The organism is Nocardiopsis sp. iso_25 (genome assembly GCF_056173305.1).
The window spans coordinates 4100284-4123746 of record NZ_CM149667.1 but is presented as its reverse complement, the minus strand read 5'-3'; the positions used below and the strand labels follow the sequence as shown (position 1 = coordinate 4123746).

The window sequence follows — 23463 nt, the reverse complement described above, 5'->3', positions numbered from 1 at the left end:
TCCTTTTTCCTGGACGGAGCGTCCTTGTCTCGGGGAGGCTGTAGGGGTTCTCAGCTGTGCGTCTCCCCCTGGCCGCTGTGCCGACCGGTGTCTCTGGCTGTCGCGGGTGGGGTTGCCGTTCGTCTGCGCATGATTGTATGTTTGCTCTGTAAACAGTGTCTGAGTGTGTGATAAGGCGACACCTGTGTACTCGGTGTTGACGCTTCGCCATGTGGGCGGGACACACGGAGGAGCACGGCGGCGAACAGCGGAGCGCGGGGGCAGTGCGATGGAACGGCAGATTGTGGCGGGACGGTTCCGGATCACGGGTCCCATCGGCCGCGGCAACATGGGGGAGGTCCACCGGGCGGAGGACATCGAGGCGCCCGGACATGAGCTCGCCCTCAAACTCATCCTGCGCCGCCGCTCCGGTGCTCCGGTCGATCCCCAGGACAAATCGGTCCGCCGCTTCGCCCGAGAGGTCGCGATCATGCGCCGCCTCGACCACCCGCGCATCCCCCGGGTGGTCGACGGCGGGGTCGACACCACCGATGGCGACCATCTGCCCTACCTGGCGATGGAGTACCTGGACGGCCACACCCTGCTCAGCCTCGGTGAGGACGTCCCGCAACTGCCGGTCTCCTGGGTGGCCGCGATCGGAGCCCAGATCGCCGACGGGCTCTACGCCGCGCACGCCGAGGGCGTCATTCACCGCGACCTCAAGCCCGCCAACGTGATGATCACCCGCGGCGGCCTGGTCAAGGTCCTGGACTTCGGCATGGGCCTGATCGTGGACGACCCTCATCTCACCAAACTCACCAGCACTGACACCATCGTCGGCACTGCTCGCTACATGGCTCCCGAACAGTTCGAGGGGGCCAAGGTCACGCGTGCGGCCGACCTGTACGCCCTGGGTTGTGTCCTATATGAGCTTCTCACCGGCGGCCCGCCCTTCGAAGGCGCCACTTTCTTCGCTTTGGGGGAGAAGCACAACAACCAGGAGATTCCGCCACTGGCCCTACTGCGCGATGACATCCCCGCCGAACTCAACCGCCTCGTCGAACAGCTCCTGAAAAAGAAGCCCGAAGCACGCCCGGCCAACGCCGCCGAAGTACGCCAGAGCCTGATGTCCTTGGTCACTGTTGAGGGTAAGGTCTCCGGCTGGGACGACTTCGACCCTCGCTCGAAACTGCCGGTCTTCACACCCGCCCCCCTGCTGGAGGACACCGCCGTTCAGCGCCCCCAGGGTGCTCCGTTGGGCGTCATGGATGTGTTCTCCCTGCACGACCAGCTCATCACGGAATACCGCGCCTTCACCGAGGGCGGCGTCGTCATCCGCGATGACAGGATCACCGATCGCCTCCGTGAGGACTTGGACGACAAAGTCCAGTGGCCCGCCCCGTGGTTGTCCCTCAACCCCTTTTTCGATTCCGGCGGCGGGGTCAACGAACTCGTCCACGAGGGCCTTCTCCACCCTGAGACCGCCCACATCTTCCAGAAGGGCAAGGGCGAGGAGAGCACCGTCTGCCAGGGCGAGCGGCTGACCTTCCACCGCCACCAGCGCGAGGCTATCGAAAGAGCACGCACTGGCCAGTCGTACGTGCTCACCACGGGCACCGGTTCCGGTAAGTCGCTGTCCTACATCGTGCCGATCGTTGATCGCGTCCTGCGCGAACGTGACCGTGAGAAGGCCGAGGGCCGCAGCGGCAAGCGCGTGCGAGCCATCATCGTCTACCCGATGAACGCCCTGGCCAACAGCCAGCTCGAAGAGCTAAAGAAGTTCTTGGTGCACGGTTACGGTAAGGGCCGCGAACCGGTGACTTTCGAGCGCTACACCGGTCAGGAGGGGGACGAGGAACGTCGTCGGATCCGTGAAAACCCCCCGGACATCCTGCTCACCAACTACGTGATGCTGGAACTGATGCTCACCCGCCCGGTCGAGCGCCAGGAACTGATCACGATGGCCACCGGCCTGGACTTCCTGGTCTTCGATGAACTGCACACCTACCGGGGACGCCAGGGCGCCGACGTGGCCATGCTCATCCGCCGCGTCCGCGAGGCCTGTAAGGCCCCGGATCTGCAATGTGTGGGTACCTCCGCCACCATGTCCTCCGAAGGCACTGCCGAAGACCAGCGCAACACCGTCGCCCGCGTCGCCACCAAGTTCTTCGGCACCCCGGTGAGCCCGGACAACGTCATCACCGAGACGCTGGTCCGCGCCACCGCTGGTGGTGAGGCCACCGTCTCCGCCGAACGCCTGCACGGCCAGGACGCACCCCGTGCCTATCACGACCTGTACCGGGACCCCCTGGCCCGCTGGATCGAGTCCAAGTTCGGGTTGACCACCGACGCTGACGGTCGCCTGGTCCGCCAACGTCCGACCACGGTGGAGGCGGCCGCCGATGAGCTGGCCCGCGCCACCGATGTGCCCGCCGACCGGTGCGCCGAGACGATCCGACGCACCCTGGAGGCTGGCGCGGAAGCCAAGCACCCGGGACACGGACGCCCGCTCTTCGCCTTCCGGCTGCACCAGTTCCTGTCCAAGGGCGACACCATGCACGCCACCTTGGAGGACCCTGAGACCCGGTACCTGACCCGGGAGTACCAGATCGACCGGCCCGGCCATGACGGTCACGTCCTGCTGCCGCTGGCCTTCTGCCGGGACTGTGGTCAGGAGTACATGACCGTGTGGCGTGAGGAGGAGCCGGATGGAGTCGTGTACCGGGCCCGTCGCGACACCGACAGCTGGGCGGACAGGGCCACGCCCGGTTACCTGTTCGTCTCCCAGGACAAACCCTGGCCCCGCACTCTGGAGGAGGTCCTGGAGGAGGGGCGTCTGCCCGACTCCTGGGTCCAGTCGGACGAGCACCACCAGCCTCAGGTGCGTGAGAACCGGCGTGGCCGGGTGCCGCGATCGATCACCGTCGACGTTCACGGAGTGGAGGGACGAGGGGGGCTGAGCGCCGCTTTCGTTCCCGGCGCCTTCTACTTCTGCCTGCACTGCGGGGTCAGCTACGAGACCAAGCGCGGATCCAAGGACTTCACCCAGCTGGCGAGCCTCAGTCAGGAGGGCAGGTCCTCGGCCACCTCTTTGATCTCGGGCACCATCGTCCGTGCCCTCAAGGCGGTTCCGGCCCATTCCCTGTCCGAATACGCCCGTAAACTCCTCACCTTCGTCGACAACCGGCAGGACGCCTCGCTCCAGGCCGGTCACTTCAACGACTTCGTGCAGGTCGTGCAGTTGCGTGGTGGTCTGTACCGGGCCTTGGCGGAGGCTGGCAGCGAAGGGTTGAGCCACGAGTCCCTGGCCTCCGAGGTCGCCCTCGCCATGGAGCTGCGACCGGCGGACTACGCCAGGAACGGCGCCGATCTTCCGCCTCGCCTGGCCAAACTGGCCGCGACCACGCTGCGCGAGATGATCGCCTTCCGCCTCTTCCTGGACCTGCAACGCGGCTGGCGCGTCACCATGCCCAACCTCGAACAGGCCGGGTTGTTGCGCGTGGGTTACGCCGATCTGGACTGGGTCGCCGGGCAGGAGCACCTGTGGACCGGCGCCACCCCCGAGCTCCGCGCCGCCTCGCCCACCACCCGGGAGGAGATCCTGCGGGTCCTCCTGGACGAGATGCGCTGGTCCTTGGCCATCGACACCCCGCTCTTCCATGACGAGGTGTTCGAGTCCCTTCAGACCGCCAGCGAGGGCAGGCTGGTCGAGGGGTGGCAGCTGTCCAAGAACGATCGCCCCGGGAACACGATCGCCTATCCCCGTCCTTCGCGGGGTTCCCGGTACGGTCTGTTCCTGTCCGGGCGGTGCAACTACGCCAAGTACCTCGCCCGCAGGCACTCCGAGTTCCAGGGTCTGAAACCGCCGGACCTGGAGAAGGCCATCGCCGACATGCTCAAGGTGCTCACCAAGGCCGGCCTGGTCAACGAGGTCACCGAAACCCCCCGCGGGCCGCGCTTTCGCCGTGACACCAAGGCCGAGACCGGATATCAGGTGGACGCCGGCTGCATCATCTGGCGTGCCGGAGACGGCCGCCAGGGCGCGCCCGACCCGGTGCGCATGACCTACACCAAGGGCGAAGGGGCCAAGGTCAACGGTTTCTTCCGCGACCTGTACCGAGGGACGTCCCACACCCTCAGCGGGCTGTTCGCCCGGGAGCACACCGCTCAGGTCATCCCCGAAGACCGCCAGGAGCGCGAGCGACAGTTCCGTGACGCCGAACTCAAACTCCTCTACTGCTCGCCGACCATGGAACTGGGGGTGGACATCAAGGACCTCAACGCGGTGATGATGCGCAACGTGCCTCCCACCCCGGCCAACTACGCCCAGCGCAGTGGTCGCGCAGGCCGCGGTGGACAACCCGCTCTGGTCGTCACCTACTGCGCCACCGGTAACAGCCACGACCAGTACTACTTCCGCCGCTCCCAGCTGATGGTCTCCGGCGTGGTACAGGCTCCACGTCTGGACCTGACCAACGAAGACCTGGCCATCGCCCACCTCCAGGCCATCTGGCTGGCCGAGACCGACCTGCTGCTGGGCCAAGCCGTACCCGAGGTCATCGACATCGGCTATGACGAGGAGCACCGGGTCCCCGCCCCGGACCTCCCCCTGCACGAGCACGTCGATACGGCCATCTCGGCCGAGGCAGCCCAGAACAGGGCCATCGTCGCGGCCCGCGCGGTCTTCCGCGACGTCATGCCCCTGCTGAGTGAGATGCCCTGGTGGGACGAGGACTGGCTGGAACGCGTCATCCACAGCGCTCCCCGACGGTTCGACGCCGCCTTCTCCCGCTGGCGCGGACTCTTCCGCGCGGCCCTAATCGACCAGGCCGAACAGAACCGACGGGTGCTCGACCACAGCCTGAGCGAACGCGACCGGGCCCAGGCCACCAACCGCCGCCGTGAGGCCGAGACCCAGATCCTGCTGCTCAAGAACGAGAGCCAGGACAACCGGTCCGTGATGAGCGACTTCAACCCCTACCGCTACCTGGCCAGTCAGGGCTTCCTGCCCGGCTACTCCTTCCCGCGTCTTCCTCTGTCCGCCTACATCCCCACACGGCGCAGCCGTTCCCACGAGGGAGACTTCCTCCAACGACCCCGTTTCGTGGCGGTGCGCGAGTTCGGCCCCGGAGCCCTCATCTACCACGAGGGCTCCCGCTACCAGGTCACCCGGGTGCAACTGCCCCCAGACGCCGGCGGAGAGCTCACCACCGGCAAGGAGGTGCGCTGCCAGAACTGCGGATACCACCACCCGCCCCGGCGCAACGCCGACCGCTGCGAACTGTGCGACCACCCCCTCGGCGGCGCCATCACCGGGTTGCTGCACCTGCACACCATCTACACGACCAAACGGGAGAAGATCTCCTCCGACGAGGAGGAACGACGCCGCTCCGGCTTCCGCATCATCACCTCCTACCGCTTCCAGGACCTGGGCGACCGCATGGGCCGCCAGGACGCGTTGGTCCAGGACGGGGACGGCGCCATCGCGCGTCTGCACTACGGGGACTCCGCCGACGTCCACCGGATCAACCTCGGGCGTCTGCGTGCCAAGCCCGACGAACCCGACGGATTCTGGATCGACCCGGTCACCGGCAAGTGGCTCAACCAGCAACAGGCCAAGAACGCGGTGGGCGACCAGATGGAACTGCCCCTGGTAGAAGACGACGGCCGCGAACGCGGCACGCGCAAGCTCGTCATCCCCTACGTCGCCGACCGCCGTAACATCGCCGTACTGCACCTGGACCAGGCGGTGCCCAAGGAGACCGCTCTCAGCCTGATGTACGCCCTGGAGCGCGGCATCGAGGCAGCCTTTGAGCTGGAGGACGTCGAACTCGACAGCGAACTCCTGCCGCCCGACCACGGAGACCGCGACCGGATCCTCTTCACCGAGGCCGCTGAGGGCGGTGCTGGCGTGCTGCGCCAACTACAGGCCGAGCCCGAGAGCGTGGCAAGAGCCGCCAAAGCCGCTCTTGCCATCTGCCACATCGACCCCGAGACCGGGGCCGACACCGACAAGGCCTGCACCCGCGGCTGCTACGACTGCCTGCTCACCTATCGCAACCAGTTCGACCACCGCGACATCGACCGCCGCCGCATCCGCGACCTGTTGTTGCGCCTGGCCGACTCCCAGACACTTCCCACCGGCCAGGGTGTCTCGCGCACCGACCAGATGACGGCGCTCTCGTTCTCCTCCCAGACCGAACTGGAACGCCGCTTCGTCTCCTTCCTCAAGGAGAACGGCTACCGTATGCCCGACCAGGCCCAGGTCCTCATCAAGGAGGCCTCTGCACGCCCCGACTTCGTCTACCGGCTCCCCGGCGCCCAGATCGCGGTGTTCGTCGACGGCCCCGTACACGCTGATCCGCACGTGGCCCAGCGCGACGAGGAAGCCGAGGAACGCCTCGACGACGCCGGATGGGAGGTCGTGCGCATCGCCCACGACGCCGACTGGAAGACGGCCGTGTCCCGGCACGAGTACGTCTTCGGCCCCGGATCCCGCCGCTGACCCCCGGTGATCCCGCCCCCCGGTGCCGCTCCCGCCTGCCGACGGTGACACTGGGAGCGGGATCATCGAAGCAAGACCGCGACAAGCTTCTCACCGCCCCCCACGACACGACGTGAGGAACTCCTCCACATGACCACCGCGTACGCCCCCGGTTCCCTGGTCTCGGCCCGGGGCCGCGAATGGGTGGTGCTCCCCGAGAGCGCCGACGACATGCTGGTGCTGCGCCCCCTGGGCGGCAGCGACGACGACGTGGCCGCCCTCTTCCCCGGCTTCGAGGAGGTCCGCGCGGCCACCTTCGACCCGCCCGACCCCACCGACCTGGGCAACGCCGAGGCCGCCGGACTGCTGCGCTCGGCCCTGCGCATCGGCTTCCGCGCCGGTGCGGGCCCCTTCCGCTCCCTGGCCGGGATCGCCGTGCAGCCGCGCGCCTACCAGCTCGTGCCGCTGCTCATGGCGCTGCGCCAGCCCACCGTGCGCATGCTCATCAGCGACGACGTCGGCATCGGCAAGACCGTCGAGGCCGGGCTGGTCGCCTCCGAACTCCTCGCCCAGGGCGACGCCACCGGCCTGGCGGTCCTGTGCTCCCCGGCGCTGGCCGAGCAGTGGCAGGAGGAACTGCGCACCAAGTTCAACATCGACGCCGAACTGGTGCTGGCCTCCACCGTCTCCCGCCTGGAGCGCGGCCTGGACCTGGGCCAGTCGCTGTTCGACAAGCACAAGCACGTCATCGTCTCCACCGACTTCATCAAGTCCACCCGCCACCGCGACGACTTCGTCCGCCACTGCCCGGACCTGGTCATCGTCGACGAGGCGCACACCTGCGTGTCCGCGGACGAGGCCAGGAACCACCAGAGCCAGCTGCGCTACGAACTGCTCCAGAAGGTCGCCAAGGACACCGAACGCCACCTGCTGCTGGTCACCGCCACCCCGCACAGCGGCAAGGAGTCGGCCTTCCGCAACCTGCTGGGCCTGGTCAATCCCGAACTGGCCACCGCCGACTTCGACACGAGGGTCGGGCGCGAACTGCTGGCCCGCCACTTCGTGCAGCGCAAGCGCGCCGACGTGCGCCAGTACCTGACCAGCGAGGACGGGCTGGCCGACGACTCCCTCGCGGAGCGCACCGCCTTCCCCTCCGACCGTCTCTTCCGCGACGAGAAGTACAAGCTCACCCCCGAGTACCGCTCCCTGCTCGACGACGCCATCGCCTACGCGGGAGAGCGCGTGGAGCAGGCGGGCGCCCCAGGCGGGCGCGAGCACCGGGTGGCCTGGTGGTCGGCGATCGCCATGCTGCGCTCCCTGGTCTCCTCGCCGCGCGCCGCCGCCAAGACCCTCACCACCCGCTCGGCCACCGCCCTGGCCAGGTCCGCCGAGGAGGCCGACGAACTGGGTGCGCCGCTGGCCCGCGACGCCGTCGACTCCGACCAGCTGGAGGGCATCGACACCGCCCCCGGCGCCAAGGCCGACGAGGAGCGCGACGGGCACCCGCTGCTGCGCCTGGCCGAGCGGGCCCGTGAGCTGGAGGGTCCGGTCAAGGACACCAAGCTCAAGGCCCTGGTCACACACCTCAAGGGCCTGCTGGCCGAAGGCTACGACCCCATCGTGTTCTGCCACTACATCGACACCGCCGAGTACGTGGCCGAGTACCTGTCCGGCGAGTTCGCCGAGGAGGGCCGGAGCGGAAAGAACCTGCTCAACAAGGGCGGCAAGGGCGGTTGGAGGACCACCGTCAGGGCGGTCACCGGCGCCCTGTCCCCGCAGCAGCGCGTGCAGCGCATCGAGGAGTTCGCTGAGGAGGCCGCGGCCGAGACCGCCCGCGAGGCCGGGGGAGAGGAGGCGCCGGGGCCCGGGACCCGCCGGGTGCTGGTGGCCACCGACTGCCTGTCCGAGGGTGTCAACCTCCAGCACTACTTCGACGCCGTCGTCCACTACGACCTGGCGTGGAACCCCACCCGCCACGACCAGCGCGAGGGCCGCGTCGACCGGTACGGGCAAAAGCGCGACGAGGTCCGCGTCGTCACCCTGTACGGCGAGGACAACGGCATCGACGGCAAGGTCCTGGAGGTGCTGATCCGCAAGTACCGGCAGATCCGCAAGGACCTGGGCATCGCCGTGTCCGTGCCCGACGAGTCCTCCTCCGGCGTCACCGACGCCATCGTCGACTGGCTGCTCATGCGCTCGCGCACCGGCGAGCAGGAGGCGCTGTTCGGCACCGACGAAGTCGGTGTGCGGGCCGACGAACTGGACGCCCGGTGGAAGTCGGCGGCCGAACGCGAGAAGCTGTCCCGATCCAAGTACGCCCAGCGCGCCATCCACCCCGAGGAGGTGGCCCGTGAGGTCGCCTCGGTCCGCGACGCCCTGGGCGGCGGCGGCGAGGTCCGGGCGTTCACACAGACCTCGCTGAGGGAGATGGAGGCCGTTCTGCGCCCCATCGCGGACGGGTTCACCGCCGACGTCTCCGGTACCCCCGTCGGTCTGCGCGACGCCTTCGCCCCGGTCCTGGGATCGGCCGCCGTGGAGGACGGAAAACCCTTCCCGTTCCGCGACACCGCGGCCGTCGCCCGGGGCGAGGCCGCCCTGGTGCGCACCGACCCCGTGGTCGGCGCCCTGGCCTCCCACGTGCTGGACGCCGCCCTGGACCCCGACACCTCCGGTCCGCGCCCCGCCCGCCGCTGCGGCGTGGTGCGGACCGCGGCCGTGGGCAAGGCCACCACCCTGTTGCTGGTGCGCTACCGCTTCCACCTGACCCTGCCCTCCCGGCACGGCACCCGCCAGCTGGTGGCCGAGGACGCCCGGCTGCTGGCCTTCCGCGGAGCGCCCGACCGCGCCGAGTGGTTGGGCCCGGCCGAGGCGGCCGCGCTGCTGGAGGCCCGGCCGGACGCCAACACCGAGCCGGAGTCCGCCCAGCGCCGCATGACCCGGGTCCTGGAGGGGTTGCCCGCGCTGAACGACCACCTGGCTGCCCACGGCCGCGAACTGGCCGAGGAACTCGCCGACTCCCACCGCCGCGTGCGCGGCGCCTCCGGTGAGATCCGCCGTGGTCTGAAGGTCGAACCCCAGGAGCCCGCCGACATCCTCGGCGCCTACGTCTACCTGCCCGTCGCCAACCCCGCCGCCTCCGCCTCCGACGCGTCCGCGGCCGCCCCCGCCGGAGGAACCGCCTGATGTCCGCCATCGCACGCAACCAGGTGCTGAGCGCCGTCCACACGGTGGGCGGCCTGCTGCCCACCGACATGCTGGCCCGCATCGCCGAGGGCAGGGACGTGCCCGGGTCCAAACCCGCCGACTACGGTGTGGTGCTGGGTTCGGTCACCGACGAGGCCGAACGCCACTGGGCCTACTTCAAGGGGCTCTGGTGTGAGCTGCGCAAGCAGCTGCCCGCTGGCACCGGAGCGCCCGCCGCGGACCACACCGGCGTGGCGCTCAACCGGTGGGTACTGCCGCTCTTCAAGGAGCTGGGATTCGGCCTGCTCCCCGAGGTCGGCGGAGGGGGGATCACCGCCGACGACGACCCGGAGAAGGTCTTCCCGCTCAGCCACCGCTGGCAGCACGTGCCCATCCATATCCCCACCTGGGCTACGGACCTGGATCGGCGGCCTGGTGGAGCGGGCACTACCCCGCCCCAGTCGATGGTGCAGGAGTCGCTCAACCGGACCTCGGGACACCTGTGGGCGGTGCTCACCAATGGGCGGCAGCTGCGGCTGCTCCGGGACTCCAGCGCGTTGGCCACGGCGGCGTACGTGGAGTTCGACTTGGAGGCCATCTTCGACGGCGAGCTCTTCAACGAGTTCGTGCTGCTGTACCGGCTGCTGCACGCCTCTCGATTCGAGGTCAAGGAGGGCGAGCCTCCGGCGACGTGCTGGCTGGAGAAATGGCGCACCGACGCGATCACGTCCGGGATGCAGGCCCTGGAAGCTCTCCGGGAGAACGTCGAGGAGGCCATCAGGACTCTGGGAACCGGGTTCCTGAAGCATCCGGACAACACGGCGTTCCGTGCTGAGCTGGACGTGGAGGCGCTACATAAGGCCCTGCTACGGCTGGTGTACCGGATGCTGTTCCTCTTCGTGATCGAGGACCGGGGAGTTCTGCACCCCGCTAACGCCGAAGCGCGAGCCAAGGAACGGTACGCGAAGTACTTCTCGTCGGCGAGACTGCGCTCCCACGCCCGCAGACGGCGGGGCACGGCTCACGGCGACCAGTATCGAGCGCTGTGCATCGTGCTGGACGGGCTGAGCAAGGAGGAGGGGCTTCCCGAACTGGCGTTGCCCGGGTTGGGCGGCCTGTTCGACGACACCGATGCCGACGCGGCACTGAAGGGCCTAGCGCTGTCCAACGACGCCCTGCTCGCGGCGGTCCGACACCTGGCGTTGGTCCGAGACACGGAATCACGTAAGTGGAGGCCGATCGACTACCGGAACATGGGTGCCGAGGAACTGGGCTCGGTCTACGAGTCCCTCCTGGAGACAGTGCCCAAGTACCAGGCCTCCGACCGGTCCTTCGACCTTGTGGCCAAGCTCGGGAACGAACGCAAGAAGACGGGTTCGTACTACACGCCCACCTCCCTGATCGAGACACTGCTGGACTCGTCCCTCGACCTGGTCATCGACGATGCGGTCAAACGAGGAGAGGAGAAAGCGGCCAAGAAGGGCGAGCCCGAGGCAGCCGGGGCGATCATCGGTGAACTGCTGTCTCTGAAGGTCTGCGACCCGGCCTGTGGTTCCGGGCACTTCCTGGTCGCGGCGGCGCGACGTATCGCCAAGAAGGTCGCGGCCGTACGCGAGGGCAACCCGGAGCCCACCATCGACGCCGTCCGCCACGCGATGCACGAGGTGGTGGCCCGCTGTGTCTACGGGGTGGACCTCAACCCCATGGCGGTGGAGCTGGCCAAGGTCTCGCTGTGGCTGGAGGCGATGGAGCCGGGCAAGGCGCTGAACTTCCTGGATGCCCACGTCAAGCACGGCAACGCGCTCGTCGGTGCGACACCGCGCCAGCTGAAGGGGGACATCCCCGAAGCCGCGTTCAAACCTGTGGAGGGCGACGACCTCAAGTACGCGAGCAGCTTCGAGGCGGTCAACGCTCAGGAGATGGCTGGTCAGGGCACGCTGCTCGACACGGACCGTGGCACAGTCAGGGTCGCCAACGCCGCTTTCGCTGAGAAGGTACTCCAGATCACCCAGGCCTCGGGTGGCCCGCTGAGCGCCGTGCGACGCCAGGAGGAGGCGTACCGCGAGTGGGCGGCGAGCAGTGACTACGTGCGCGCGCTGCACGTCGCGGACGCCTGGTGCGCGGCGTTCATGTGGCGCAAAACGGAGGACGCGCCGCCGCCGGTGACGTACTCGGTATTCCGAGGACTGGCTGACCCGGAGGGCTCGGGGGCTTCCGCCGAGACCAACGCGGAGATCGTTCGTCTGCGGGAGCAGTACCGGTTCTTTCACTGGCACCTGGAGTTCCCACAGGTCTTCGCCGTGCCGGAGAACGGACAGGACGTGGACGGGCGTACGGGGTGGACCGGGGGGTTCGACTGCGTGCTGGGGAATCCGCCCTGGGACAAGGTGGACTTCGAGGACAAGAAGTACTTCAGCGTGGTAGAACCCGAGCTTGCCAGGGTCTCCGGTGTCGCGCGGAAGGAACGCATCAAGAGGTGGGGAGCAGAGTTCCCCGATGCGATGGAGCAGTATCTGCAGGCGCGCCGCACGGTGAAGTCCACCTTCCTGTTCGCCAGCAGGTCGGGATCGTTCCCCCAGTGTGAACAGGGTCTGAAGGCCAAGGGAGTCAACTCCCTTCAGACCGACCATCTCTTTACGGAGCGGTTCGACTCGATCGTCGCTTCACGTGGGCGTTGCGGAGTGATCATCCCGACCACGATCGCCACCGGAGCGGCGGCTCAGAACCTGTTCAAGGACCTGACCGCACGCGGAGTGATTCGCGCGCTGTACGGGTTCGAGAACAGGAAGAAGCTGTTTCAGGGAGTGCATTCGAGTTACCCGTTCTGCCTATTCTCCCTCGCGGGATGGGATATCCGCGAGCCTGTCACGAGGTTGGCCTTCTTCGTGCAGGATTCGGCGGAGTTGGACTCTGCGGAAAGGACCTTCGAGCTCACTCCGGAGGAGATCCACCTCATCAACCCCAACACGGGAACCTTGCCGGTCTTCCGTAACAGGAAGAATGCCCGCATCACCGCTGAGGTGTACCAGCGCATTCCGGTGCTGTGGAACGAGTCGGTGCGCAATGGGAACTCCTGGGGCATCAAGTTCAAGAACCTCTTCAACATGACCGACGACTCCGGCTTGTTTCGGGGCCGTGAGATCCTGGAGAGGGAAGGATGGGTCCTCGAAGGCAACGTCTTCCATCGTGATGGCAAGCGCATGCTTCCTCTGTATGAGGCCAAGATGGTGGACTTTTTCAATCATCGGGCTGCTGACGTGGTGAAGAGTGAGACGGCAGTGAACCGCCAGAACCAGCCCAGCTACCTCACCGAGTCTGAGCTGAGGAATGCAGCGCGTCCGGCTATGCCTTTGAAATGGGTTCCAGAATCTGATGTTCCCACTAAGGTGCTTGACCGCAAGGGAAATGGGGTGTACATTCCGGGTGTCGCATCTCGCCTGGCGGAGGTGGGCTGGGAACGTGAGTGGCTCTATGGGTGGTGTGATGTTACTGCTGCCACCAATGAGAGAACTTCAATCCCTGCTTTCGTTCCTCGTGCAGGTGTTGGGCACACGTACCCGCTGATGCTCTCTTGGTGCGAACCGGCGCTTTTCGCTGCCTTGTCGGCGGCGCAGAGCTCGTTTGTCTACGACTTCGTCAGTAGGCAAAAGATCAGCGGTGCACATATGTCCCTCATGGCTTGGAAACAGCTCCCGGCTCCTTCTCCCGATATGCTAAAAACCCATGTCGAATTCCTTGCCTCACGGGTCACTGAACTTTTCTATACTTCGTGCGACATGGAACCGTTCGCTCAAGATGTGGGAGATGAGGGAACGCCCTTCCGGTGGGATGAGGAGCGCCGCGCCGTCATGCGGGCGGAGTTGGACGCGTTGCTCTTCCGCCTCTACGGGATCAACCGTGATGACGTGGACTACATCATGGAGACCTTCCCCATTGTGAAGCGGAAGGACGAATCGGCGTACGGCACCTACCGGACCAAGGAACTCATCCTGGAGATCTACGACCGGATGGCGAAGGTTGGTGTCTCGCTCGACACTCCGGTGATCGATGGTGAGAACTTCACGTCCACCCTCACCCCGCCGCCTGGCCACGGTCCCCGGCACGCCCCCGCCTGATCCGTAGAACGTTCGGCCCCGCCTGCTGGCTCACAGCAGGCGGGGCCGAACGTGTGTCTTCGTGACTTTAGCGGAAGTCGCTCCGAGCAGTGTTGACGAAGGCACGCCACTCGCCGGTACCGAAGAAGAGCGCGCCCAGCTCGCGGTGCTTGGTGTCTCGGACTCCGGTAACCGGTCCCTCTGAGACCTCTACACACTCGCCTCGTTCAACGCTGTAGCTGGCCTTATGCCACGGTCGTGCAGGGAGGTGCGCTGCCTCCACGCAGTTGTTGTCCCCTCCGCTGTAGCTGGACTTGAACCAATGGATCACCGGAGCTCCCTTGCCAACGAGTCGATGAAGGCCATCGTGTCAGACGGTGATAGAGCCGAATCACGCAGGCTTTCGAACGCGTCCCTGTAGCGACTGACGCTCTCGGCGCTCTCCAGATACAGATCGCCCATCATGCCCTCGATGTAGACCACATCGGGGTACAGCTCTGCTGGGAACGAGAAGATCGTGAAAGCGCCCTCCATGGCCGCGTGTGTACCAGCCTGGAAGGGAAGCATGCGCAGGGTTGCCGTCTCGCTCCCCGCGACCTCATGCAGGGTGTTGAGCTGCTCGGTCATGACCTCCCGGCCACCTACGCTCCGCCTGATCACGGCTTCGTTGAGGATGAAGTCCAGGTGCAGAGGCTTCTCCCGCTCAAGGATCTTTTTGCGGGCCATGCGGGCGGTTACCCGACGTTCAACGCTTTGGGCGTCGTAGCCGGGGCGCAGCCCCTGGATCACGGCACGTGCGTACGACTCGGTTTGAAACAGGCCTGGAACCAGTTCCGAGGAGTAATACCGGATGAGGTGGGACTCATCCTCCAGGGCGACGAACGAGCCAGTGAAGACGTCCTGGTAGGTGGTCCACCAACCGCGCTTCTTGGAGTCCTTCGCCAGTTGGATGAGGGCTTCCCGCTGAGGGCTGGCCACTCCGTAGAGATCGAGTAGCCCCTGGATGTCCAACCAGTTCACGCGGGGACTGCGTGCGTTCTCCAGACGGAAAAGCTTGGAAACGTGCCAGTCCATGCTGGCGGCTACCTGCTCCTGAGTCATCTTCGCTGCGGTACGGAGTTCTCGCAGGTCTTGCGCGAGTCGGTACTGCCGCACCGTGGGGATCGGTTCAGCCATCGCATCCTTCGTTCATCGACGTTGTGGCTTTACTCTGCCATGCCCTTGAACTGCGCTTTTGCGTCCAAAGCGGATCTTTCAGGGCGTTCTACACGCCTTTAACTTGCAGGCTTGTAAGTTGATGCCTGCTGGGTTTTACTGTAGTCGGCTCTACACACTCCGCTGTCCAAGAGGAGAAGCCGGAGTCTGCCCAGTCTCCGGCGGGGCACTGTCCATCGCCGGTACAGCCGCTGACCTGGTTGACGGCTGACACGAAAACGGGCTCTGGGGGCGATTGCCGCGCCCCCAGAGCCCAGATCGACAACACAAGAACCCTGTACATGAGGAGTTGTGCGTCATGACCATTGTGCCGCGTCCCCGCGCCTCGATCCACACCCCCACCCCGCCCTTCGCTGGGCGGCGCTGGGCTTCCCGTGTCTATCCGGGTGACTTCTCCCAGGCAGTCTGGGTTCGTGAGGACCTGCGCGCCGACCTGTTCCGCCTGGAGGGGCTGTGCCCCGACCTGGCCGACACGATCGTGCTGTGCGCCAGCGAGATGTTCGCGAACGGCGTCGACCACTCCCGCTCCGGTCAGGAGGGCGGCCGGGTCATCCGGATTCTGTCCATGCCCACCGCCACCACCCTGCACCTGGGCATCACCGACGACGGCGTCCGGGCCGAGGCCCCTTGCCTCCCGGAGATCCCGCGCCAGCGCACCGCGTCCGAGTGGGAGGAGGCCGAACGCGGCCGGGGCCTGCTGCTCATCGACTCCCTGGCCACGCGCTGGGGAACCCGGGCCGTGGTGGACTTCCCGTCGTGCGGAGGCCTGGGCACGATCGTGTGGGCCGAGTTCACCCTCACCCCCGCCAGCGACACCGCGACTGCCGAGGCTGACCGATGACCGCCGAGACGGTGTCCTCGGGGGTGCGCGCGGTGCTGGACGCGCCCCGGGGACGCCGCTTCTCCAAGCCCGGCTACCCGACCCCGCTCACCCGGGAACAGCGGCTGATCGCCCAGATGGAGGGCAACCCCCGCGTCGCCTACCGCCAAGCCCACGGCGAACTTCCGCCCTGGATGCACGTCCACGCCGCCCGGCTGGACGAGCGCGCCTCTCGAACCACCGAACGCCCGGAAGAACGCCCGCGCAAGCCCGCCACACAGCCGAAGCGCCCACCCGAACCCGCGGTCCCGCGTCCGCGCCCGGCCCCTGACGACGGACCGTTCCCGTCCCGCCGGGAGCGCCCGCCCCTGCCGCGCCGCCGCCCCAAGCGTCCGCACGGTCGCCGCCGCAAGCCCAGTCGCTTCGGTCACCTCGGCAGCACCGGCCCGGCCCGCCTGCTGGCCGCCTACATCCTCGCCATCAGCACCGGAGCCCTGGCCCACTACCTGGCCACGGTCCTGCTGTAGCGGGGGAGCCTTCCGCACTCGAACCACATCAGGAGGCCGCGCCGGATCGGGACCCGGCGCGGCCTCCAGGGCATCAGCACTTGCTTTCTGAGGCCGCGATAACGTCACCACATGGATAGGAGCGACAACAGCCAGGGCCGCTGGATGGTGCACGGTGAGCGTGCCCTGTACGACAGCCCGTGGGTGCGGCTGGGCAAGGCCGACATCACCACACCCTCGGGCAACAGGTTCGAGCACCACACCGTGACTCTGCCCTCGGCCGCGGTGATCGCGATTCTGGACCAGGGCGACGAGTGCGTCCTGATGAGCTACCGGCATCGGTTCGTGCCCGACGTGTGGGGATGGGAGCTGCCCGGCGGCCTCTTGGACCCCGAGGAGACACCGGAGCGAACCGCTGTCCGCGAGGCGCTGGAAGAAACCGGCCACAGAGTTGGCGCGGTAGAGCATGTGGCCACGTTCGAGCCGATGATCGGCACGGTCCGCAGCCCCCATCACGTCTTCGTGGGACGTGACGCCGAGCTGGTCGCGGACCCAACCGAGTTCGACGAGGGCGTCTACGAGTGGGTTCCCCTGGCCAAGGTCCGCGACCTGGTCTCTGAAGGGCGGGTACAGAGCTCCGGCACCCTCATCGCCCTACTCCACCTGCTCGCCTCCTGACACAACCCGAGGTTCCAGAAGCCGCTCCAGTCGAGCACGTTGCCGGACCGAACCGGAACGCTTCGACAGTCCGACGGCACGTCGCGCCTGTCCACGGGCCTGGGTGAGGTGCGCCTGTCGGTGAGGTTTTCCAGGGCGCCGGCGTCGCGGGCGTTGCGCCACTCGATGATGTGGGAGTGGTAGAGGCGTTCACGGCGCAGCAGGGCGGCGCGTTCGGCTCCGGTGGCGCACGCGTCGTGCTCGGCGATGATGCGCAGCTTGTACTGGGCGGAGAAGGTCCGGCGTTGGGGTTTGGCTGCGGGGTTGGTGTTCTGGCTGGTCATACGGGTGATGCTCCCCTGTTGGTCTCTGCCTGCCTAAACGGACATGAAGTGATGTTTCATCCCAATCTGACAGAGAGGGAAGCGTTGGGCATGCGTCCCTCAGGACTGCCCGGACTGTGCACGCTCCAGGCCTTCCGCGTCCACCTGGACCGGTACGCCTACCGCCAGCACCAGCTCTACCAGCTGATGACCGGGGAGTGGATGCAGGGCCAGCACCACGCCCTGGCCGACGCACGCCACCTCGCCCGCATGCTCTCGGTACTGGTGAACGACAGTCCCCAGCCGCTCGCCTGGACCGGAACCGGACCGGTGCCCGCGCCGCAGGTGCCCCGCAGCGGGCGGATCGCTCCGCGCACCAGCGACCTCCGCAAGGGTCAGGAGGGGTGGCTGGCCAACCTGGCCGCCGGACTGCCCGACATGAACCCCTCGCCCCGCCCCCTTCCCCAGGGCGTGGCCGCCTACCGTTCCATGCTGGGGCACGCCCTGGCGGACGGGAGGATCGTCGGCGACGAGGCGCAACGGCTGGCCCTGCTCGCCACCCGGGCCGGGTTCACCCGGTCCACGTTGCGCCGGGTGCACGAGCAGGTGCTCCTGGAGGCGCGCGCCCGCGCCGAGGCCGACCGGCGGGTCACCTCCACCGAACTCAGGGAGTTGGAGAAGGCCGCCAGGAACTTGGGCGCGGGACACGTCATCCAGGACCTGCTCTACGTCGCCGACCAGGAGAAGGCGCGCAGGAACGGCCCACTCAAGGGCTGGCGGGTCGTGCCCGCGGGGGAGGACGGGTCGGTGAACGCGGTCGTGGACTTCGCCGTGTCCCACGGCGCGACGGCCGGGGTCAACGTCACCAAGACGGTGCGGCTGGTCATCGCCGAACCGGGAACGGACGACGCGAAGGTCCGCAGGGCCCAGGACGCGGACATCCGGGTGGCAACCCCCGCCGAGGCCTGGGACCTGTTGAAGGCGGCCGTCGACAAGGCGGAGCGCGGCCTGTTCGATGACGGGACCGGGGTGATGGTCGCCGCCCAGCTCCGCGCCGAGCAGCAGGAGGAGGCGGACAGGAAGCCCTGGCAGGCGTTCTGGCGCCCCCGCGAGCTGTCCGACCGGCAGTACCACGAACAGTTCGTGGCGCCCTTCGAACGCCGTGACCGTGCCGCGTCACACGAGCGCCGATCCGACCGGGGACCGCACAGGATCAACGCCCGCGTCACCGTGGAGCCGCAGAGGAAGAGCGGCGGTGGCTGCGCGGGCGCGGCACTGCTCTTCCTGGCCACGGTTTCGGGGGCGGCCACCGCGGCCTCCCGGTTCTGGCCGTTCTAGCGGGGTGACCACGAGGGTCCACCGGTTCGCCGCGCACTGCACCGGGCCCACCCGGGCGGGGAGAGGAGGACAGGAGCTCCGACGGGGCGCCCACTGAACAGGGTGCGCTTCGTCCGACAACGGGGAGAGGGGCACCTCGGTGTTCTCCCTTGTCGGGCGAACCCTCCCGCCCGTGGGCCCCGGAATGTGTTTCGCTCGTTTCCTCGCCGGTGGGGGCGGGCTATTTCTGGTGCCCCGAGTTATTGGAGGCACCGTTGTAACGAATGTGTCGACCTGTGGATTCGGTCCTTTCCCCCTTGCTAGGGTGCGCTGACCGGGTTGCCGTAGAAGGGCCGTTATGGAATTCGACGAGAAGGTTTCCGCGCTCAGTGCCAAGGTGCAGAAGCAGCGTGATATGACCCAGACCGAGGAGGCGGCCAAGAACGCCTTCGTCATGCCCTTCATCGCGACCGTCCTCGGATACGACGTCTTCGATCCGCGCGAGGTGGTGCCCGAGTTCACCGCGGACGTCGGCATGAAGAAGGGCGAGAAGGTCGACTACGCCATCATGCGCGACAACGAAGTGCAGATGCTCATCGAGTGCAAGAAGGCGAACGGTGAGTTGCGGATCGAGCACGCCTCGCAGCTCTACCGCTACTTCTCCGTCACCAACGCGCGGATCGCGGTCCTCACCAACGGCGTGGAGTACCAGTTCTACACCGACCTCGAAGCGCCCAACCGCATGGACTCCAAGCCGTTCATGGTGCTCGACCTCGGCGACGTGGACGAGACCCTGCTTCCCGAACTCCACAAGCTGACGAAGGCCTCCTTCGACCTGACCTCGGTCATCGACGCGGCGGAGAAGCTCAAGTACCTCGGGGCGATCAAGCGCGCTCTGGCCGAACAGTTCCAGGATCCCGAGGACGAGTGGGTCAAGTTCTTCGCCAGCCGCGTCTACGACAAGTCCTTCACCAAGCGGGCCCGCGAACAGTTCACGCCGCTTGTCAAGGAGGCCGCCTCCGCCTTCCTCGACGACCAGGTCAACGTCCGGCTGAAGAAGGCGCTGGAGTCCACGCGTCCCCAGCAGGAGGAGGCGGCGCCGGTCAGCGGCGAGGAGGTCGCGGAGGAGGACCTGGAACGCGGTAGCGGCATCGAGACCACCCTGGAGGAACTGGAGGGCTACCAGGTCGTCAAGGCGATCGCGTGCAGCGAGGTCAAGCCGCAGCGGGTCACACAACGGGACTCCAAGAGCTACTTCGCCGTCCTGTTGGACGACAACAACCGGAAGCCGATCGCACGCCTGCACTTCAACGCCAGGTCGAAGAAGTACCTCGGCACCTTCGACGCCGACAAGAACGAGACCCGGCACCCCCTGGGGTCGATCGACGAGATCTACCTCCACGCGGAGAGGATCCGCGAGTCGGTGCGCAACTACCTCGTCTGAGGTCCGGGCGATCCGGCGGCCGCACGGCCGCCGAACCGCTCCTTCCGGGCCCGCCCGCGAAGGAGCGGCCCGTTTTCGCGCGCCTTCCGGCAGGCCGCGTCAAACCGGGCCGACCGCCACCACCGCGCCCGCCGTCGGGGCGCCACCGGTTCCATGTTCGGACGGAACGCCTGGCCAGGGATTGCGACCCCGTGTCCGCGGCGGGTCCGTGCTGGGATGGTGTGGTGTGAGGATGCCACGATGGGTGCATGGGACGGATGAGAGCGGTCGTGCTCACCGCGCACGGCGGACCGGAGGTACTGCACGCACGGAGTGACTGGCCCCGACCCGTACCCCGTGTCGGCGAAGTGCTGGTCCGGGTCCTGGCGGCGGCGGTCAACAACACCGACGTCTGGACGCGGGAGGGGGCCTACGGCTTGCCCGGTGACCCCGACGCGCGGGCCGGTTGGCGCGGCCCCCTCCGTTTCCCGCGCGTGCAGGGCGGTGACATCTGCGGTGTGATCGCCGAGGCGGGCCCGGGCGTCGACGCCGACCGGGTGGGCCAGCGCGTCCTGGTGGACCCGGCCCTGTACCGCGACCACACGCGCGACGCGCCGCCGGTGGGACTGCTCGGCAGCGAGGCCGACGGCGGCTTCGCCGAGTTCGTGGTCGTGACCGCCGAGCAGGCCCACGACGTTACCGGCTCGCCGCTGTCCGACGAACAGCTGGCCGCCCTCCCGGTGGCCTACGGCACCGCCATGGGCATGCTGGAACGCGCGGATGTCACCGCCGGTGAGACGGTCGTGGTCACCGGTGCCTCCGGCGGTGTCGGCCTGGCCCTGGTACAGCTCGCCGCCGCACGCGGTGCGAACGTCATCGCGGTCACCAGTGGAGACAAGGCCGCCGAGGTGCTCGCCGCCGGGGCCTCGCACACCGTCGACCGAGGCGGCGACCTCGCCGAGCAGATCGACCGGTGCGCTCCCGGAGGCGTCGACGCGGTCGCCGACGTGGTCGGCGGTCCACTGGTCTCCCAGCTCATGCCGCTGGTCCGTGACGACGGGCGGTGGGTCGTGGCCGGGGCGGTCGCCGGACCGGTCGTCGAGTTCGACCTGCGTCGGCTGTACCTGCACAACATCAGCCTCATCGGCTCGTCGATGCACACCCGCGAACACTTCGCCGTGCTGTTGCGTGCGGCGCGAGGCGGCACGGTCCAGCCCGTGATCGCGGCCCGGTACGCGCTGGACGACCTGGCCACGGCCCAGGAGCAGTTCACGCACCACCAGCACGTCGGAAAGATCGTCGTCACGATCGACTAACCCCGAGGGCATCGAAGACGGACGTCGTCAGTTCGTCTCCGTCGCGGCCGTTGGCGGTTCCGGTCTCCCGTTCGCCGAAAGGCCGGTGTCTAACGCCGGTGCCGGATACTGGGCCCATGGCGATCATCTACAAGGCCACTCTCACACCGAGCAAACCCGAGCTGATCGGCGCCTGGCTGGACGGCCAGCCGTGGGCGGGCCAGGGGCCCGGCGAGATCCTCGGCGCGTACCGGTTCGACGACCCGGAAGGCGAGGTCGGGGTGGAGGTGTTCCTGGTCCGGCGCGGGGAGCGTCTGCTCCACCTGCCGCTGACCTACCGGGGCGCGCCCCTGCCCGGGCATGAGGACCACCTCGTCGGCACCCTGGAGCACTCGGTCCTGGGAACGCGCTGGGTCTACGACGGCACCGAGGACGAGGTGTCCCTCGCCTGCTTCCGGCGGGCGCTGGAGGGCGGGCAGGAGCAGGCGGAGCTGGAGGTCTGGGAGGAGGGCCGCCGCCTGGAGAACAGGCCCCAGCAGGTCGTGGTCTCCAGGGAGCCAGGCGCCGGCTCCTCCCGGGGCGGGCGGGTGCTGGTCCAGCGGGTCCTGGACGGTGAGCCCGAGGGGAGCGTGCGGCTTCTCGCCCGCTGGGGCGACGAGCAGGCGGTGGTCGCCGCACTGGTCTGACCTGTGGTTCCTCCCGCCCGAGCGGGGCTCACCGGTGCCGGGACCGGCCCCGGCGCCGACGGGTGGCCGCCCGCCGCGTGCCGACCTGTCGGCGGCGTGTGGTTGGCTCCTCCCATGGGTGTGGAGATCGAGCGGTTCATGCGGTTGGTGAGCGCGCTGCCGGAGTGCGAGTCCAAGGACTCGGACCAGTACACGACGTTCCGCGTGCGCGGCAGGCCCTTCGGCTACCTGTGGCCGCGCACCGCCACCGTGGGGCTGAAGCAGACCCTTCTGGAGCAGACCGCGCTGGTGGCCGAGCGGCCCGAGGTGTTCGAGGTGCAGTTCACCGCGGGCGGGTTCGGCTGGGTGGTCGTCCACCTCGACGGGATCGACCTGGACGAGCTCAGCGAGCTCACCCTGGAGGCCTGGTACCTGACCGCCCCCGAGGAGCTGATCGCCGCCCCGCCGACCCCGGATTCCCTGGTCCGGGCCTGACCCGGACCCCGGACAGGTCCTCGGTCCGGCCCGGCCAGGCGGCCGCGCACGGTCAGCGGTCCAGGAGCTCCTCCGTGCCGGTGCCGGGAAGGGCGACCGTCACCTGTGTTTCCCACGGGTCACGGAGCACCACCGACCTGCCGGTGTCGGCGTGGTCCAGCTTGTGCTCCCTCAGGCGCGCGACGAGCGCGTCGAGGTCCTGGCGCGCGGGTACGGTGATCGCCACGTCGCCCAGTCCCAGGCTCGCGGCGCGCGGACCCGCGCCCGCGCTCTGCCAGGTGTTCATCGCGACGTGGTGGTGGTAGCCGCCCGCCGAGGCGAACAGCGCGCCGGGATAGGTGTCGACCGTGGTCTCGAACCCGATCGCGTCGACGTAGAAGGCCCTGGCGGTCTCGATGTCGCCGACCTGCAGGTGCACGTGTCCGACCTTGCCCGCCCGGTGCGGTCCCTCGGCGACGACCGCCTCGTCGAGGTGCGTGCGCAGGTAGTCGTTGGGGTCCAGGTACAGCGTGCCCATCCGCAGCCGCCCCTGGTCGTATCTCCAGGCCGACCGGTCCCGGTCGGTGTAGAGCTCGATGCCGTTGCCCTCGGGGTCGGTGAAGTAGAAGGCCTCGCTGACCAGGTGGTCGGAGGAGCCCGCGAACCGGCTGCGCGGCTCCTGTGCCGCGCGGTAGACGGTCGCGGCGAGCGTCGCCGGGGTCTCGAACAGGAACGCGGTGTGGAACAGCCCGGCCTGGCGCGGGTCGACGGCGGGCAGCCCCGGGGTGGAGACCAGCCGGACCATGGGGGTCCGGCCGCGGCCGAGCACGCGGTGCACCTCCCGGCCGTGCGCCCGTTCCTCGACGGGTTCCAGGGCGAGCGCGTTCGCGTAGTAGGAGGTCATCGACTCCAGGTCGCCCACGCGCAGGGTCACGGCGTCCATGCCCGTGTCGTCGCTCAGGTTGCGCTCGTCCGGGGACGACGCCCGCGGTGTCGACTCGGTCACGTCGGACATGGTGGTCTCCCAG

At 68.1% G+C, this 23463-nt stretch carries 15 protein-coding genes; 11 read left to right on the top strand and 4 right to left on the bottom strand.

Annotated elements, in window-relative coordinates:
* The first annotated feature begins 268 nt into the window (after positions 1–268).
* The 3 genes from AC0VX6_RS17720 (at position 269) to AC0VX6_RS17710 (ending at position 13761) form a co-directional block, all read left to right on the top strand.
* Entirely contained in the window at positions 269–6484 is a 6216-nt protein-coding gene (locus AC0VX6_RS17720; RefSeq protein ID WP_475465304.1) for a protein kinase domain-containing protein, read from the top strand.
* 129 nt (positions 6485–6613) lie between these two features.
* On the top strand, positions 6614–9646 hold the full coding sequence (locus tag AC0VX6_RS17715) for a DEAD/DEAH box helicase (RefSeq protein ID WP_274973797.1): 3033 nt from the start codon (positions 6614–6616) through the stop codon (positions 9644–9646).
* Positions 9646–13761, top strand: a complete 4116-nt coding sequence (locus AC0VX6_RS17710) for an Eco57I restriction-modification methylase domain-containing protein (RefSeq protein ID WP_475465303.1) — start codon at positions 9646–9648, stop codon at positions 13759–13761. The genes AC0VX6_RS17715 and AC0VX6_RS17710 overlap by 1 nt, the downstream gene beginning before the upstream one ends.
* 67 nt (positions 13762–13828) lie before the next feature.
* Here the strand turns inward: AC0VX6_RS17710 and AC0VX6_RS17705 are convergent, their stop codons facing one another.
* Together AC0VX6_RS17705 and AC0VX6_RS17700 are read right to left on the bottom strand one after the other, a co-directional pair.
* Positions 13829–14071 (bottom strand): DUF397 domain-containing protein, encoded by a 243-nt coding sequence (locus AC0VX6_RS17705; protein ID WP_475465301.1) that lies wholly within the window; start codon positions 14069–14071, stop codon positions 13829–13831.
* The gene (locus AC0VX6_RS17700) at positions 14068–14916 is read right to left on the bottom strand and encodes a helix-turn-helix domain-containing protein (RefSeq protein WP_475465300.1); all 849 of its coding nucleotides are present in this window, start codon (positions 14914–14916) and stop codon (positions 14068–14070) included. Before AC0VX6_RS17700 ends, AC0VX6_RS17705 begins: the two co-directional genes overlap by 4 nt.
* Positions 14917–15253: 337 nt before the next feature.
* On the opposite strand from AC0VX6_RS17700, the gene AC0VX6_RS17695 reads away from it, so the two are divergent.
* The 3 genes from AC0VX6_RS17695 (at position 15254) to AC0VX6_RS17685 (ending at position 16959) form a co-directional block, all read left to right on the top strand.
* Positions 15254–15796, top strand: a complete 543-nt coding sequence (locus tag AC0VX6_RS17695) for an ATP-binding protein (RefSeq protein WP_475465298.1) — start codon at positions 15254–15256, stop codon at positions 15794–15796.
* Positions 15793–16302: a hypothetical protein gene (locus tag AC0VX6_RS17690; RefSeq protein ID WP_475465296.1), complete on the top strand. Its 510-nt coding sequence runs from the start codon at positions 15793–15795 to the stop codon at positions 16300–16302. The genes AC0VX6_RS17695 and AC0VX6_RS17690 overlap by 4 nt, the downstream gene beginning before the upstream one ends.
* Before the next feature lie 111 nt (positions 16303–16413).
* Positions 16414–16959 carry an NUDIX hydrolase gene (locus AC0VX6_RS17685; protein WP_475465295.1) on the top strand — a complete coding sequence of 182 codons (546 nt, stop codon included), beginning with the start codon at positions 16414–16416 and terminating at the stop codon, positions 16957–16959.
* On the opposite strand, the gene AC0VX6_RS17680 is transcribed toward AC0VX6_RS17685, so the two are convergent.
* Complete coding sequence (locus AC0VX6_RS17680; protein WP_475465294.1) at positions 16857–17282, bottom strand: hypothetical protein; 426 nt, start codon at positions 17280–17282, stop codon at positions 16857–16859. The two genes, AC0VX6_RS17685 and AC0VX6_RS17680, sit on opposite strands and share 103 nt — an antisense overlap.
* A gap of 90 nt (positions 17283–17372) precedes the next feature.
* Here AC0VX6_RS17680 and AC0VX6_RS17675 point away from each other — a divergent pair, with 90 nt between their 5' ends.
* The 5 genes from AC0VX6_RS17675 to AC0VX6_RS17655 all read left to right on the top strand — a co-directional run bounded on the left by AC0VX6_RS17675 (position 17373) and on the right by AC0VX6_RS17655 (position 22456).
* Positions 17373–18599 carry a 3'-5' exonuclease gene (locus AC0VX6_RS17675; RefSeq protein WP_475465292.1) on the top strand — a complete coding sequence of 409 codons (1227 nt, stop codon included), beginning with the start codon at positions 17373–17375 and terminating at the stop codon, positions 18597–18599.
* A 337-nt stretch (positions 18600–18936) separates the two neighbouring features.
* Positions 18937–20022: a type I restriction endonuclease gene (locus AC0VX6_RS17670; RefSeq protein ID WP_274973781.1), complete on the top strand. Its 1086-nt coding sequence runs from the start codon at positions 18937–18939 to the stop codon at positions 20020–20022.
* Between the two features lie 248 nt (positions 20023–20270).
* A complete protein-coding gene (locus AC0VX6_RS17665; RefSeq protein ID WP_274973780.1) occupies positions 20271–21317 on the top strand; it encodes a zinc-binding dehydrogenase in 1047 nt (348 codons plus the stop codon).
* Between the two features lie 116 nt (positions 21318–21433).
* A complete protein-coding gene (locus AC0VX6_RS17660) occupies positions 21434–21982 on the top strand; it encodes a CG0192-related protein (RefSeq protein WP_475465290.1) in 549 nt (182 codons plus the stop codon).
* A 114-nt stretch (positions 21983–22096) separates the two neighbouring features.
* The gene (locus AC0VX6_RS17655) at positions 22097–22456 is read left to right on the top strand and encodes an MmcQ/YjbR family DNA-binding protein (protein WP_444960397.1); all 360 of its coding nucleotides are present in this window, start codon (positions 22097–22099) and stop codon (positions 22454–22456) included.
* A gap of 52 nt (positions 22457–22508) precedes the next feature.
* Here AC0VX6_RS17655 and AC0VX6_RS17650 read toward each other — a convergent pair whose 3' ends face one another.
* Positions 22509–23450: a VOC family protein gene (locus tag AC0VX6_RS17650; RefSeq protein ID WP_274973777.1), complete on the bottom strand. Its 942-nt coding sequence runs from the start codon at positions 23448–23450 to the stop codon at positions 22509–22511.
* Positions 23451–23463 lie beyond the last annotated feature (13 nt).

Bases quoted from the DNA above. Each gene is read 5' to 3' on its own strand.
- AC0VX6_RS17720 (WP_475465304.1), top strand. From the start codon at position 269: ATGGAACGGCAGATTGTGGCGGGACGGTTCCGGATCACGGGTCCCATC.
- AC0VX6_RS17715 (WP_274973797.1), top strand. From the start codon at position 6,614: ATGACCACCGCGTACGCCCCCGGTTCCCTGGTCTCGGCCCGGGGCCGC.
- AC0VX6_RS17710 (WP_475465303.1), top strand. From the start codon at position 9,646: ATGTCCGCCATCGCACGCAACCAGGTGCTGAGCGCCGTCCACACGGTG.
- AC0VX6_RS17700 (WP_475465300.1), bottom strand. From the start codon at position 14,916: ATGGCTGAACCGATCCCCACGGTGCGGCAGTACCGACTCGCGCAAGAC.
- AC0VX6_RS17695 (WP_475465298.1), top strand. From the start codon at position 15,254: ATGACCATTGTGCCGCGTCCCCGCGCCTCGATCCACACCCCCACCCCG.
- AC0VX6_RS17690 (WP_475465296.1), top strand. From the start codon at position 15,793: ATGACCGCCGAGACGGTGTCCTCGGGGGTGCGCGCGGTGCTGGACGCG.
- AC0VX6_RS17685 (WP_475465295.1), top strand. From the start codon at position 16,414: ATGGATAGGAGCGACAACAGCCAGGGCCGCTGGATGGTGCACGGTGAG.
- AC0VX6_RS17680 (WP_475465294.1), bottom strand. From the start codon at position 17,282: ATGACCAGCCAGAACACCAACCCCGCAGCCAAACCCCAACGCCGGACC.
- AC0VX6_RS17675 (WP_475465292.1), top strand. From the start codon at position 17,373: ATGCGTCCCTCAGGACTGCCCGGACTGTGCACGCTCCAGGCCTTCCGC.
- AC0VX6_RS17670 (WP_274973781.1), top strand. From the start codon at position 18,937: ATGGAATTCGACGAGAAGGTTTCCGCGCTCAGTGCCAAGGTGCAGAAG.
- AC0VX6_RS17665 (WP_274973780.1), top strand. From the start codon at position 20,271: ATGGGACGGATGAGAGCGGTCGTGCTCACCGCGCACGGCGGACCGGAG.
- AC0VX6_RS17660 (WP_475465290.1), top strand. From the start codon at position 21,434: ATGGCGATCATCTACAAGGCCACTCTCACACCGAGCAAACCCGAGCTG.
- AC0VX6_RS17655 (WP_444960397.1), top strand. From the start codon at position 22,097: ATGGGTGTGGAGATCGAGCGGTTCATGCGGTTGGTGAGCGCGCTGCCG.
- AC0VX6_RS17650 (WP_274973777.1), bottom strand. From the start codon at position 23,450: ATGTCCGACGTGACCGAGTCGACACCGCGGGCGTCGTCCCCGGACGAG.